Below are 13,772 nucleotides of genomic sequence, written 5' to 3'. Positions count from 1 at the left end.
GGCATGACCCGCTTACAGAGAATGATCTTTAGTTTCGTGGGTCAGCAGCAACGCAATCAGCGTCAGTGCCGCCATCGCCGCAAGATACACACCCACATAGAACAGACCATAGTTAGCCTGTAACCAGGTGGCAATATATGGCGCAACAGATGCCCCCAGGATAGAAGAGACGTTATAGGAGAAAGATGCTCCGGTATAACGCACTTCAGTCGGGAACAGTTCTGGCAACAGCGCGCCCATCGGGCCGAAGGTCAGTCCCATCAGGCTCAGACCAATCAACAGATAAGCCATCACCAGCGAAGGGCTGCCTGAGCCCAGCAGCGGCGGGAAGACAAACAGCGCAAACAGGATAATCAGCGAGGTGATAACAATCATGCTTGCGCGACGGCCAAATTTGTCCGCCAGCAGGCCTGCAATCGGCACCATCACGCCAAAACCAACAACCGCCATCATCAGCATCCACAGCACTTCATTACGCGGCAGCCCCAGACCAACAGGTGCGGCAGCGGTGCTGAACGTCATTGAGTAGACCGTCATGATGTAGAACAGCGTATAGGTCGCCAGCATGATGAACGTGCCCAGCACGGTCACACGAACGTGTTTTGTCAGCAACGTGCCCAGCGGCACTTTAACCTGCTTTTTCGCCGCCGCAACTTTGGCGAACACTGGCGTTTCATGCAGAGAAACGCGCACGTACAGGCCAATCAGAACCAGCACGGCAGAGAAGATAAACGGAATACGCCAGCCCCAGTTCATGAACTGCTCATCCGTCAGCAGCCAGGAGAGCAGCAGGAAAGTGCCGTTGGCAAAGAAGAAGCCAATCGGCGCTCCCAACTGCGGGAACGAGCCATAAAGCGCGCGTTTACGGGCAGGGGCGTTTTCGGTTGCCAGCAGCGCTGCACCTCCCCATTCACCACCCAGCCCCAGACCCTGACCAAAGCGCGCCAGCGCCAGCAGAACCGGCGCCATAATGCCGATGGTTTCGTAAGTCGGCAGCAGGCCGATCGCCACGGTAGAAATCCCCATGGTCAGCAGTGACGCCACCAGCGTGACTTTACGGCCGATGCGGTCGCCAAAGTGACCAAACAGCGCAGAGCCAATCGGGCGCGCAACGAAGGCGATGGCGAATGTCGCCAGAGACTGTAGGGTGGCGGCCGTTGGGTCACCCTGCGGGAAGAAGATATGCGGGAAAACGATAACCGCAGCTGTGGCATAAATATAAAAGTCGAAGAACTCAATGGCGGTGCCAATCAGCGAGGCGACGACAACTTTATTACGTGAGTTAACCGGCGTGCTTTCCGGTTCAGTGTCGAGTGTTGTGGCGGTTGCTTGCATAAAATATTCTTATATTTTGACGAACGAACGGCCATATTACGCACAGCAAAAGCGACATTTCAATCTGTAACAAACCGGATCAATGGCGATAAAAGCAGCAAAAAGCGAATAATTTTCAGACCAGCAAAATATCTTCTATGAAATGCTTCACAGTTTTTAAATATTAGATGATAAAACTGGTTTTCGGTTAAATAAAAGTTACGGACTGGATTTATATTCTGAAATTATAGAACGGGCTGAATTTTTGCATTCTTATTCAGCCCGCATATTCCATCAGGTGTGGGTTTTACCCGGCATTCTCGGGTCATCTTTGTATTGCGCGGTGGCTATCCATGCGGCGCAGAACAGCGTCAGGCGGGCGAAGAAGTAGAAGAACGCCATTAACCCCAGCACCGAGCCAAATGCCGCTCCCGACGGGGATTTCACCAGCGCTGGCAGGGTGTAGGTCATCACGATTTTGATGATTTCAAAACCAATTGCCGCAATCAGTGTGCCGCGGATCAGCGCCTTTTTACGTGGCCGGTGGCGTGGTAACCGCCAGAATATCCAGAAGAACAGCAGGTAATTGGCAAAGACAGAAATGGCCAGCCCAATGCCTCGCCATGCAGGTTTAAGCCATTCAATGCTGTCGAGATAGAGCGCTGAGATAATCATCTGCTGTGCTGAACCGGCAACAGAGGTAATGGATAGCGTCACAATCAGGGCCACAAGCAGGCCAATCAGCGAAACAAAATCACGGAAGTACTTAACCCAAATTTTCTCTTGCTCCTGCGGCGTGCGTTCCCATACTTCGCGGGACTGGGCGCGAATGGCTTCACGCAGGTTTCCCATCCAGTTAATGCCGGAATAGAGCGCAATGAGCAAACCAACCAGACCAACGGTGGTACGCTGCTGCACGGCGGTATTGATGGTGCTTTTGAGCGTACCCGCGAGCGTAGGGTCGCTGACGTTCATCAGGATCTTGTCGAAGATGTCCTGGAGCAACGTCGGATGCCAGGCAAGAATAAAACCTGCGGCAGCAAACGACACCATCAGGATGGGGATCATCGACAGAAATGAGAAATAGGTGATGGCGGCGCCAAACTGATTCCCCATACGATCATTGAAGCGCTCAGTCGCGCGTATCAGATGAGCAATCAAAGGCCGACGCTGGATCTTCTGTGCCGTGCTGGTGACGGTTTTCAGCGCGTTGACGGCTTTTCCTGGGGTGTTTTCCTGTGGGGGACGTTGCTGGTTGTTTTCCGGCGTCACACGCTTTTCCTTATTCGTTTGGCGGGATGTAATTGAAATTATAGCCTGCCCTTAATCAACATAGGCTTTCATTAATACGGTTAGCCACTCCATAAACAGATGCACCCGGCGGGAGAGGTTACGCCGGTGCGGATAAATCAGCGACACGGGCATGGGTTCTGCGCGGTATTGCGGCAGGATCTCGAGCAGTTTTTTGGCTCGCAGCGAATCACGCACACCAACACGGGGCACCTGGATTATCCCCAGCCCGGCGATACAGGCCGCATGGTAGGTTTCCGTGCTGTTTACGGTCAGGATCCCGCCCGTTTTTATCCACTGCGTCGTGTTGCCGTTGTAATACTCAAAGCCCTGCGGGCGAGTGCCCAGACTGGCGGCATAGTGAATGACCGCATGTGAAGCCAAATCGTCCAGACTATCCGGGTAACCAAAACGCTCCAGATACTCTGGGCTGGCGCAGTTAATCACCGACAGCTTGCCTAGCGGGCGGGCAATCAGTCCGGAGTCCTTCAGCGTGCCGACGCGCACCACACAGTCAAACCCTTCGCGGATCACATCGACCAGGCGGTCACTGCTGCTGAGTTCCAGCTCAATACCGGGATACTGCTGTAAAAATGCCGGGAGTTTAGGGATGACTAAATTTCGAGCAACGCCCACAGGCATATCGACACGCAATCGTCCGCTGATGCTGGAGGGATCAAGCTGGAACATGCCGTCCAGTTCGTCGAGGTTGGTCAACAGATCTTTTGCACGCTCGTAATAGACCATGCCGTCCTGCGTCAGGCTGACGCGGCGCGTGGTGCGGTGTAAAAGTTGCGTGCCCAGCAGGTTTTCCAGCGCCTGAATTTGCCGCGAAACGCTCCCTTTCGGCAGGCCTAAGGTATCCGCCGCGCGGGAAAAACTTTCCAGTTCCGCGACACGGATGAAGAGCTGCATTGCGTGAATTTTATCCATAGGCGTGGCTCATTGTTGTTTGTAATGAAACAGTGAAGCGTTTCTTACTGTCTTTATTGATCTTCTATCACCTAATAAGCTCTTTCTCAATCTTCATAACAGCCGGAACGAGGTTTCTTATGTCTGAACGTATTGCATTAGTAACAGGTGGTAGCCGTGGTCTGGGGAAAAACGCGGTATTGAAGCTGGCTGATGCAGGTACAGGAATTATCCTGACCTATAACAGCAGCGAGAAAGAAGCGCTTGAAGTTGTGCGGGAAATTGAGGGAAAAGGCGTTAAAGCCGCAGCATTACAGCTTAACGTCGGCAATGTCGCCAGCTTTGAGGATTTCAGCCGGCAGGTTCAGGAAACGCTCAAAAACATCTGGCAGCGTGATACCTTTGATTATTTATTGAACAATGCGGGCACAGGTTTATATGCGCCTTTTGCCGAGACGACGGAAGCGCAGTTTGATGAGGCGATGAATGTTCATTTCAAAGGCCCGTTTTTTCTGACCCAGCAACTGTTGCCGGTGATTAAAGACGGTGGCCGCATCCTGAATGTGTCCAGCGGGCTGGCGCGTTTTACACAGCCAGGCTCCGGGGCTTACGCCTCAATGAAAGGGGCAATGGAGGTGCTGACCCGCTATCAGGCAAAAGAGCTGGGTGCGCGAGGGATCTCGGTCAATATTATTGCCCCGGGCGCGATTGAAACCGATTTTGGCGGTGGACGGGTGCGAGACAACGCGCAGCTGAATCAGATGCTGGCGTCTCAAACCGCGCTGGGTCGTGTGGGCTTACCGGACGATATTGGTGATGCGATCGCCGCGTTGCTGAGCGATAAACTGGGCTGGATGAACGCCCAGCGTATTGAAGTTTCAGGCGGGATGTTCCTGTAATGCAATGGCCTGCGGGGAGGGATCCCCGTATTGGTAGTGCTTAAGATGTTCCTTAAAGCAATTATGTCAAAATCTGGCAAGATTTAATCAAGTCGGGCATTTTGTAACGCTTCCCGTAGTTGAGTTTGTTCTCAGGCAGACCCTCTGTAGAATCCCCCTCGAATTATTGAGTCTTTATTATCTATCCATGACGATACTTCGTGGCACGGGGTTTTCAGTGGGAGTAAAAATAATGCGAGTTATCATGTTTGACAGGCAGTCAATATTTATTCATGGAGCGATAAATCGTCTGCAAGAATTAATTCCAGAAATAAATATATCGGGAACCCGTCAGACTGATGAGCTGTGGGCGCTTTTATCCGCCTCGCCAACATCTATCCTCATGATTGACGGCCGCTTTATTGAGGATGCCGGCATGACGATGCTGGAAGAGATTATGCTGCGTTTTCCGGCACTGCGTGTGGTCATGGTGCTGGCAAAAAATGATGTCAGATGGGTGGAGCAGCTTATGCAGAATAATGTCACGGCCATTATTCCCCGCAATGCACACCCGGAAATGATCGCTGCAATGCTGAAGTCGGTATCGAAGGGGATGGTCTGTTTCCCGTGCGACTGGCTTAAACAACCTTCCCGGCCGCAGCAGGGGCTCTCTTCGCTGAGTGAGCGCCAGCGCGAAGTACTAAAACTGCTGGCTGCGGGTGAGACAAACAAAGAAATTAGTCGCACGCTAAATATCAGCACGGGAACGGTAAAAGCCCATCTGGAAGCGCTTTTTCGCCGCCTGGATGTCAAAAATCGCACGCAGGCAGCCCTGTTTTATACCCGGGCAGCCTGAGGTTTATTCGCTGTCGAAAAGTGCACATTCAGCCTGGCGTTGCTGCGCCAGGCTGTTGATCTTTTTGCCATTAAGCATAAGAGCATTACGCCAGAGCAGTGTCGCTTGCGCGTTATTACCGCGTGCAACCTCCTGAATAATGCCAGTGTTCAGACAGTCTTTAATCCCGCAGCTGAATATCAATGAAATAAGGGCATCATGTTTTTCTTGCGTCAGCGGACGGGCGATATTTTCCCGTAGAACGTCTTCACATTTCTGAATATCGTCGTAGAGAAATTGTTCGGCCTGAGCCAGAGTAATAAACGCGGAAGTTGTCTCTTTCGGACCGATCACGTGGCCAAATCCAATAATCCATAAACCACTTTCATCACAATATTTCTCAAGGGACAGACCCTGATATTGTTTAATTAATTCAATTCCAGACGACGATATCTTCAGCGAACGGCATATCATATTCGTTTCCTCTCTCTGGCATGACTGTAGAGGAAATGGTGGGTGATCAATATCCGCCAAATGGCTGTTGAACTGTTTTTTTAAGCCTGAAACTCATGCTTCAGCAAACCAAATAGCCAGTCATTGTGCCACTGTCCGGAGAGGAAATAGCTTTCGCGCAGTTCGCCTTCCAGCCTGAACCCTGATTTTTCCAGTAAAGCCCGTGAGGCGATATTGCCCGCCGTGACGGTAGCGGTCAGCCGACGGATGCCGCCCTGGTTAAACGCAAAATCACAGAGTGCCCGCAATGATTCAAATCCATAGCCCTTGCCCTGGGCGGATGGCGCGAAAAGAAAACCGACTTCGGCGCAATCGTCTTCCCGATGGATATAACCCGTGACGCCCAGCGGTGTCTGGCTGGCGGCATCACGCACCACCAGACATAACCACTGCGCGCTGCCTGGCGCCCACGGGGCAAGGCGGGAATCAAAGGCTTCGCGGATGTCTGCAACGGAACGGTCTTCTGCGACAAAGCGCATGACGTCGGGATGCTGCTGCAATGCAAGAAAGAAGGGCCAGTCAGACGCTTGCAACGGCGAGCAGGTCAGACGTGTGGTGGTGAGGGAAGGCATTCGGTTCTCCAGAGCATGTGTAAATGATTATAGGGCTGTCACTGTATTTCAACAGAAACTCAGGTATGGTTTAACCTCGTATAAATAAAAAGAAAAATGACCTTATCGGGTCTGCCATGATGTATTCGTTGTCCCTGAAGGAAAACAATGACTCTCAGCACATCACATCATATCCGCGAGCAGTTTGAGCACTGCCTGGCGGTCATTCGTCAGGCCTCAGTCGAAATGTTGCTTCTCCTGAATGTCCATGTTTCGGAAGGCAAAGATCCTCGCTGGTTCCTTGAACAACTGGATAGCGCCCGCCTCGCATTAGGTGGCTGGGGCGCTGTGGCGAAAAAACTCAACCTGAATGATGCTGAAATGTCGGACTTTACGCTGCAACTGCGCCTGTTGCAGCAGCGAGTCCCACAGTACGAAAGTGGGCAGGATGTCAGTGAAAACCAGCTGATTGCGGCCATGCGTTTTGTGACCGCCCTGGAACACGTGCGTCTGCAACAGACGCTTTTAACCTACAGTACGGAGCTTGCGGCAGGCAACGAGATCCAACAACAGCAGGCGCAAAAGCAGGTTCGGGCAATTGAGCTGATGATTAAGGGGCTTATCCAGCAGGCATGGCCCGATCCGGTGCGGCTCAATAATCACCTTAAAACGTTATTTAACGCCGACCGCGTCCGGCGCTGGCTGAAGCTGGGTGAAATCAACGATATCCTCAGCGGCATGATGTTTAGCGAGCTGGCACAGATGCTGGTGGATAAACGGGAATTTAGCCGTTACTACTCCCCGTTGTTTAGCGACCCGATGATGCTGACGCTGCTGGTTGAGCCGCGAAAAACCCTGCAAACCTTCCTGAATGATATCCGCCAGATCCGCAACAGCATTGCCGTTAACCAGCGTTTGAGCTCCGCACAAATTTTGCTGCTGGATAACTACTACACACAAATTACCCGCCCCGTTCAGCGGGCGTTTGAAGAAGGGCGCACGCGCATCAACCCGGCGGGATTGATGTCGGTGGACGCCAGCGAGCTGCATAACTTCTGGGAAAACGCGCAAAAAATGGACCGCATCACCGGGGGCGATCTGTTCGAGGTGCGCGACACCATTGAAAAGCCGACCCAGCGTGCGCCGCGTACACAAGAACAGCGCGACCAGTTGATTTCTGGCCTGCTATGGGCGGCGGTTGGGGTGATGGTGATTGCTATCGTGATGGGAGGTTTTTGGCTCGTCACCAGCGGTAAGCCGCCACCTGCAACCGCGAACGCAGAGGAAGCTTCCCCGACTCAGGAGATGCGCGAAGCGCCCACTTCACGTGAAACACTCACGCGCATGGGCGTGACCTGGGATGAAAACAATTTCCGTTCGGCCATCAACCGTAACGACACCCGCGTGGCGCAGCTGTTCCTCCAGGGCGGAATGGACTGGAAGCTTTCATGGACTGAAGAGGCGATGGCCGCGGAGCACGACGGCGTGCTGGAGTTGATGCTGCGTTACCGGTCGCAAATGGTGGAGGAAAAACCGTGCCGTCGGTTTATCAATACCCTCAGCCATGCCATGTCGAACGGTGATGCCCTGACTTCGCTGCGTAAGCAGTATCTTAAGGCGTTTTGCACAGTACCTGCGGTGGTGAAACGCCAGCAGCATGATACGGATATGGCCACGCGTCGCGCCCAGGCGCAGCCGGACGATAACACTAAAAAATGGCAGTCTATTCAGACCGCTATTTATGATGTGATTCGGTAACTTTGCGGGAGAGTGCCGGGGTGACTCACCGCTACCACCCCGGTAACCTACGGCTCCCCATACAGCCCAATCAAACGCCGCACCACACCGTTCGTCCAGCCAAACCCATCCTGTAACGGATATTCACCACCGCCACCTTCACGCGGTGTGCTGCTGGCGATATGGTACTTCTCAATCAGCTTGTGATGTTTCTTATAGAAATGGTTCACCGTTTGCAGCCAGCTGTGGGCAATCTCATCGCCCAGCGAGTCGTTGCCATAGCGTTTAAACCCCTGAATAGCCATCCACTGCAACGGCGCCCAGCCGTTAGGTTTATCCCACTGTTCGCCGGTTTCATGCTCGGTCGCTAAAATACCGCCCGGCGTCAACAGACGGGCGTTAACGGCATCGGCCAGACGGTCGGCCTGCTCGTGGGTCGCCATGTCGACATACAACGGCACAATGCTGGCGGCGGAGAACAATGCCATCTCTTCGCGTCGCCAGTCGTAATCACGGTAACAGCCGTTCTCGTTATCCCACAGATAGCGGTTTACTGCTGCCCGGCGATCGCTTGCCTTCTGGCGGAAATGGGCTTCGGCCGCTTTATCACCTTTCCGACCAGAAAGATTAGCGATGGTGCTTTCCAGCTTGTACAGGAAGGCATTTAAATCGATGGGAATAAACTGTGTGGTGCGAATGCTGGCAAGACGCCCGGCATCGCGCAGCCAGCGGGAGGAGTAATCCCAGCCCGAAGCCGCACCCGCACGCAGGTCGCGATAGACCTCGTTCGGCGGGCGACCGGAGTGTTTCGCTGTTTCTACATCCTCAATCCATGATTCATCGCGCGGCGTGTCACGGTCATCCCAGTAGCGGTTAAGCATAGAGCCGTCCGGCATTCGCACGACGTGACGGTAGGCCTGATTCAGCAGCAGCGATTCCGCGCCATCCATCCAGAAGGCATATTCCAGTAACAAATGGTCGAGATAGCGCCGCGCACCGCGCACGCCATCTTCCTCGAATAACTCGACCATCAGGGCAAACACCGGCGGTTGCGAGCGGCTCAGGTAGTAGGTGCGGTTGCCGTTGGGAATATGGCCGTAACGCTCAATCATCCACGCGAAGTTGTCCGCCATGCACTTCAGCATGTCGTGGCGTCCGCTTTCCGCCAGCCCCAGCATGGTGAAGTAGGAATCCCAGTAGTAGGTTTCGCTGAAGCGCCCGCCGGGCACGATATACGCCTGCGGCAGCGCCAATAGTGACGACCAGGGAATATGGTCCTGTGGTTCGCGCGTTAACACCGGCCACAGATTATCGATATGCTCTTTCAGGGAAAGATTTGGGTCAGAAATATATTCACTGGAGAGCACTTCCGGCATCCAGAAGTGGTTCTCAACGAACTGGCGCAAATCGAAATCCCGGTGACGTTTTACCTTGCGATAGCGGATAAGAATATCCAGCGGATCCATTTTCGGTGCGCAGTCGGGAAAGGTTTTGCTGTCTGCAAACAGCCGCGATGACTGCACATGCTCAAACAGTTCAAGGTAACGATCGGCGGGGGTGAGGGCATCGGATGCGGGCAGCCCCTCGATCATTTCGGGTTCCGGCTCCGCTTCAATCATTTCATCCAGTTTCAACTCGCAGGGATCGGCCTCGTAGCGAAGTTCTTCCTCAATCCCGAACTCGACGATATCGGCGGCGTGTAGTTTCTGGCTGAACATAGTGATAGGGACCTCCGGTTGTATTCACAATGACAGGTTTTTCCGGGTGTCTCATAAGCGTAGACATTCGCTTCGATGCGTGGGGAGTTAAATGTGCGGTAGATCACGTTTTGGCAGGGAGGTGAAAAAGATAAAAGGTTACACAGGCTCATGATATTTAAACCATAAACCTGCTAACCCTACATTCCTGAACACCTTAAAATTCAGAGCATTCACTTTGCAACAGAGTATGTATTAACCGGGGGGCTAGTAGGCTTCGTCTTCTGTTTCTACTTCTACACGCAGCGAATGTGCCTGCGCGAATATTTCTTCAGCCGCAAGAAGAGGGCGATGACCTTTGCCTTCAGGCTGAATTACAAATTGCAGAGACTCACAAAGAGGAACGTTATCGCGCTTTTTACCGTTGCCAATAATGGCATTTGGTGCAAACGGAGCGAGTGCATTCGCAAATGCATGGTTCATTGAATCACGATCCTGGTAATGCTCTTCATGCATCCCCAGTGCACTGCGGATAATGGCGCAATCAATCATCGTACCTGTCAGCCAGCAACACGAAGAGGCATATCCCGCACACCAGCGCAGACCACTACCCTGAGTGAAATTCTGCAATAACTGCGTTTTTCCTCCGGCGAAACATGACCCCAGCATCAGGCCCCTGATGTTGAATTTTGCGGATTTCTCACTCACGGCGCTGAGGATATCCTTCAACGGCACTTTTGCTATGTGTGTTGAGCTGCCATGGGCTGCAACATAGACGATTGTATTCGCAAAAGTTTGCTTACACAGGCAATCAAGCGCGGTCTTAAAACTACTTTTGTCGTAAAAATTCAGAAAATAGACATCAGTATCCCCGTGTAACTTTGCGATGCCCTCGATAAACGGTACAACCGAAGAACGATTAGAGTCTTGCCCATCTAACTCCCACGGGGATTCGATCACCAGAATACAATTACTGCTTGTGTGTTTTGGCATTAAAAACTCACTTAAATAAAATTATTACGTTACGTGATTTGGAATTGTTTATTTAAACGCTTTTATTTTGCAGACCAACTCTGCAAATAAATGGACAAAATCGCTGTTGTTTCGGCATAGCGCAGTAAGGCATTAAAGGGATCCACTCACTCGTCATCCTTTCTGATGACAACACTAAAAATGGAACCTTTATGAACCTTAACGCGAGGCGTCAGGGCGCTATGCCTTTGTCTTTACAGAATACGCAGCGAAACACTATATCAGACTTAAATGGTTTAATAGAAAACCGACAATTGGTAGGTTTGAATATCCGGGGGGAGAAAATAAGCGCAATCATTTATCGCAGTAATTTAAGTGAAATTTCGTTCCGAGATATTTGTTTTTCTTACTTAACGTTAAATCGTTGTTGTCTGGAAAATATTACCTTTGAACACTGCGATATGCGCAATGTCTGTTTTTCGCATTCAGTGGTGACAAAACCTATTGTTTTTCGTGGTTGCCAGGTGGCGGGGATGCGTTTGATGAATATGCACAGGAGGATGTTTGTTTTCGAAGAATGTTCTGGCGTCGGGCAAATATTAATCGCCTGACGCCAGAGGCAATGCGAGATTAACGCATGGTCACAAACTCTTCCGCCGCAGTTGGGTGGATAGCTACGGTGTTATCGAAGTCTTTCTTGGTTGCGCCCATTTTCAGTGCCACAGCAAAGCCTTGCAGGATCTCATCCATGCCAAAGCCAATACCGTGAATACCGACAATTTTCTCTTCCGGGCCAACGCACACCAGCTTCATGCGGCATGGCTGACGGTGAGAGGTGACAGCGGTATACATCGCGGTAAACGCCGATTTGTACACTTTCACCTGGTCATCGCCATACTGTTCGCGCGCCCGCGGCTCGGTTAAGCCCACGGTGCCGATTGGCGGGTGGCTGAATACCACTGTCGGGATGTTGCTGTAGTCCAGATGCTCGTCCGGCTTGTTGTTGAACAGACGCTCAGAGAGACGACGACCAGCGGCCACCGCGACCGGAGTCAGTTCAACGGCACCGGTGTTATCACCCACCGCATAAATGCCAGGCACGCTGGTGTTCTGGAATTTATCGACGACGATATAGCCTTTGTCGTTGGTTTTCACGCCAGTGACGGCCAGGTTGAAGTTGTCGTTTGCCGGCTCACGACCAATCGCCCAGATCAGGCAATCGACGGTCTGGCTACGGCCATCTTCCAGCTCCAGGGTCAGGCTGCCATCTGCATTTTTCACGACCGCTTTTGGTACGGCGTGGGTATGCAGGGTCGGGCCTTCGGCGTTCATCACTTCGACCAGGGTATCGACGATCAGCGGGTCGAAGCTGCGCAGTGGTGCGTGCTTACGCACAAACAGATGTGCTTCGGCGCCCAGACCGTTAATCACACCCGCCAGCTCTACCGCGATGTAACCTGCGCCAACAACCGCAACGCGTTTTGGCAGGGCAGGCAGTTCGAAGAAACCGTCGGAGTCGATACCGTATTCCACACCTGGAATGTCCGGGTGGCTTGGGCGGCCACCGGTGGCGATCAGGATATGATCGGCAGTGATCGTCTCACCGTTCACTTCGATCGTGTTGGCATCAACAAAGCGTGCAAAACCCCGGATCACATCGACGTTGTTTTTACCCAGTACGTTGTCATACGAGGTATGGATTCGGTCGATATAAGCCGTACGGCTGGCAATCAGCTTGTCCCAGTCAAAGTTATTGATGGTGGTGTCAAAGCCGTAATCCGGGCCATACATATGGATAGCTTCACGGATTTGCGCCGCGTGCCACATCACTTTCTTCGGTACACAACCCACGTTCACGCAGGTGCCGCCAAGCTCTTTGGCTTCAATCAGCGCGCACTTCTGGCCGTACATGGCTGCACGGTTGATAGAGGCGATACCGCCGCTGCCGCCGCCGATTGCGATGTAGTCATAATGCTTCGTCATAGCTTTTATCCTTAATCGTGAATTGCCGCGATTGTATACCTGAAATCAATAGGTTCCACCAATGACTGCGATTACTCAGGCACGATCCAGCCCACTGCCGCATGGCCGGTACCGGCTGGCACCAGCGTTTTGTGCAGCCACGGCAGCACGTTGTTCATTTGCGCTTCGAGCTTCCACGGCGGGTTGATCACAATCATGCCGGAGGCGGTCATGCCGCGCTGGTCGCTGTCCGGGCGCACGGCCAGCTCAATTTGCAGGATTTTGCGGATGCCGGTGGCTTCCAGGTCTTTGATCATGCGCTTGATTTGCGCGCGCAGTACCACCGGATACCACAGTGCATAAGTGCCGGTTGCAAAGCGTTTGTAGCCTTCGTTGATGCCGGTCACCACCGCCTGGTAGTCGGTTTTGATTTCGTACGGCGGGTCAATTAACACCAGGCCACGGCGGGAAACCGGCGGCAGTTTGGCTTTCAGCTGCTGGTAGCCATCGGCTTTTTCCACGCGGGCGCGGTTATCTTTCTGGAATTCGGAACGCAGCAGTGGAAAATCACTCGGGTGCAGTTCGGTCAACTGAAGGCTGTCCTGCTCGCGCAGCAGCTGGCGGGCAATCAGCGGAGAGCCTGGGTAGTAACGCAGCTGGCCGCTGCGGTTGAAATGCTCAACCACGCCGATATAAGGCTCCAGCTCTGCCGGCAGGTCATCCTGCTGCCAGATACGGGCGATGCCTTCGAGATATTCACCGGTACGCTCGGCGTGCTCGCCGCTCAGCTGATAGCGGCCCGCGCCGGCGTGCGTGTCCAGGTAGAGAAAGGGTTTATCTTTCTCTTTGAGCGCTTCAATGATCAGGCTCTGAACGGTGTGTTTAAGGACGTCGGCGTGGTTGCCTGCGTGAAAGCTGTGGCGATAACTGAGCATGGATGCAGAGATTCCGGGAAGTAGACAAGTTAAGCGCTAGTTTACCGTAGATCCGCCTGGATTACCGCTAAAGCGCCGTGCTGTTTCAATTCCGGCAAAAGCGTTGCAAAACATATCGGTGTCATAAAAGTGTCAACCAGCAGGGCTAGCGTCGCAGGCAGGCAAGGTAATTCTTT

13 protein-coding genes are annotated in these 13,772 nt (G+C 52.7%); 4 read left to right on the top strand and 9 right to left on the bottom strand.

Going from position 1 to position 13,772, the window contains the following annotated elements; all coding sequences use genetic code 11:
* Positions 1–12: 12 nt before the first annotated feature.
* From ACS603_RS19205 to ACS603_RS19195, 3 genes are all read right to left on the bottom strand, one after another.
* Positions 13–1,335 (bottom strand): MFS transporter, encoded by a 1,323-nt coding sequence (locus ACS603_RS19205; RefSeq protein ID WP_182062886.1) that lies wholly within the window; start codon positions 1,333–1,335, stop codon positions 13–15.
* A gap of 273 nt (positions 1,336–1,608) precedes the next feature.
* Positions 1,609–2,586: an inner membrane protein YhjD gene (gene yhjD, locus ACS603_RS19200; protein ID WP_182062885.1), complete on the bottom strand. Its 978-nt coding sequence runs from the start codon at positions 2,584–2,586 to the stop codon at positions 1,609–1,611.
* 51 nt (positions 2,587–2,637) lie between these two features.
* Positions 2,638–3,537, bottom strand: a complete 900-nt coding sequence (locus ACS603_RS19195; protein WP_446491719.1) for a LysR family transcriptional regulator — start codon at positions 3,535–3,537, stop codon at positions 2,638–2,640.
* A 119-nt stretch (positions 3,538–3,656) separates the two neighbouring features.
* Between ACS603_RS19195 and ACS603_RS19190 the strand changes: the two genes are divergently transcribed.
* Positions 3,657–4,415, top strand: coding sequence for an SDR family NAD(P)-dependent oxidoreductase (locus ACS603_RS19190; RefSeq protein WP_315687200.1), 759 nt, complete (start codon positions 3,657–3,659; stop codon positions 4,413–4,415).
* Positions 4,416–4,647: 232 nt separating this feature from the next.
* Positions 4,648–5,250: a response regulator transcription factor gene (locus tag ACS603_RS19185; RefSeq protein WP_315687199.1), complete on the top strand. Its 603-nt coding sequence runs from the start codon at positions 4,648–4,650 to the stop codon at positions 5,248–5,250.
* A gap of 3 nt (positions 5,251–5,253) precedes the next feature.
* Here ACS603_RS19185 and ACS603_RS19180 read toward each other — a convergent pair whose 3' ends face one another.
* Both ACS603_RS19180 and ACS603_RS19175 read right to left on the bottom strand, forming a co-directional pair.
* Complete coding sequence (locus ACS603_RS19180; protein ID WP_182063488.1) at positions 5,254–5,703, bottom strand: lysozyme; 450 nt, start codon at positions 5,701–5,703, stop codon at positions 5,254–5,256.
* An 80-nt stretch (positions 5,704–5,783) separates the two neighbouring features.
* Positions 5,784–6,314, bottom strand: a complete 531-nt coding sequence (locus ACS603_RS19175; protein ID WP_315687196.1) for a GNAT family N-acetyltransferase — start codon at positions 6,312–6,314, stop codon at positions 5,784–5,786.
* A 147-nt stretch (positions 6,315–6,461) separates the two neighbouring features.
* On the opposite strand from ACS603_RS19175, the gene ACS603_RS19170 reads away from it, so the two are divergent.
* Positions 6,462–8,051, top strand: a complete 1,590-nt coding sequence (locus tag ACS603_RS19170; RefSeq protein WP_182062880.1) for an STY4199 family HEPN domain-containing protein — start codon at positions 6,462–6,464, stop codon at positions 8,049–8,051.
* 47 nt (positions 8,052–8,098) lie between these two features.
* On the opposite strand, the gene ACS603_RS19165 is transcribed toward ACS603_RS19170, so the two are convergent.
* Complete coding sequence (locus ACS603_RS19165; protein WP_474944730.1) at positions 8,099–9,748, bottom strand: alpha,alpha-trehalase; 1,650 nt, start codon at positions 9,746–9,748, stop codon at positions 8,099–8,101.
* A gap of 246 nt (positions 9,749–9,994) precedes the next feature.
* On the bottom strand, positions 9,995–10,720 hold the full coding sequence (locus ACS603_RS19160) for a hypothetical protein (RefSeq protein ID WP_182062878.1): 726 nt from the start codon (positions 10,718–10,720) through the stop codon (positions 9,995–9,997).
* Positions 10,721–10,911: 191 nt separating this feature from the next.
* Between ACS603_RS19160 and ACS603_RS19155 the strand changes: the two genes are divergently transcribed.
* Complete coding sequence (locus ACS603_RS19155) at positions 10,912–11,310, top strand: hypothetical protein (RefSeq protein WP_474944729.1); 399 nt, start codon at positions 10,912–10,914, stop codon at positions 11,308–11,310.
* A gap of 19 nt (positions 11,311–11,329) precedes the next feature.
* Here ACS603_RS19155 and gorA read toward each other — a convergent pair whose 3' ends face one another.
* Together gorA and ACS603_RS19145 are read right to left on the bottom strand one after the other, a co-directional pair.
* Positions 11,330–12,682, bottom strand: coding sequence for a glutathione-disulfide reductase (gene gorA / locus ACS603_RS19150; protein WP_474944728.1), 1,353 nt, complete (start codon positions 12,680–12,682; stop codon positions 11,330–11,332).
* A gap of 71 nt (positions 12,683–12,753) precedes the next feature.
* Positions 12,754–13,596, bottom strand: coding sequence for a 23S rRNA (adenine(2030)-N(6))-methyltransferase RlmJ (locus tag ACS603_RS19145; protein ID WP_474944727.1), 843 nt, complete (start codon positions 13,594–13,596; stop codon positions 12,754–12,756).
* Positions 13,597–13,772: the final 176 nt, after the last annotated feature.

This window comes from Enterobacter sp. Li2LvB3, assembly GCF_056156645.1.
This window is presented reverse-complemented; position numbering and strand designations above follow the sequence as displayed.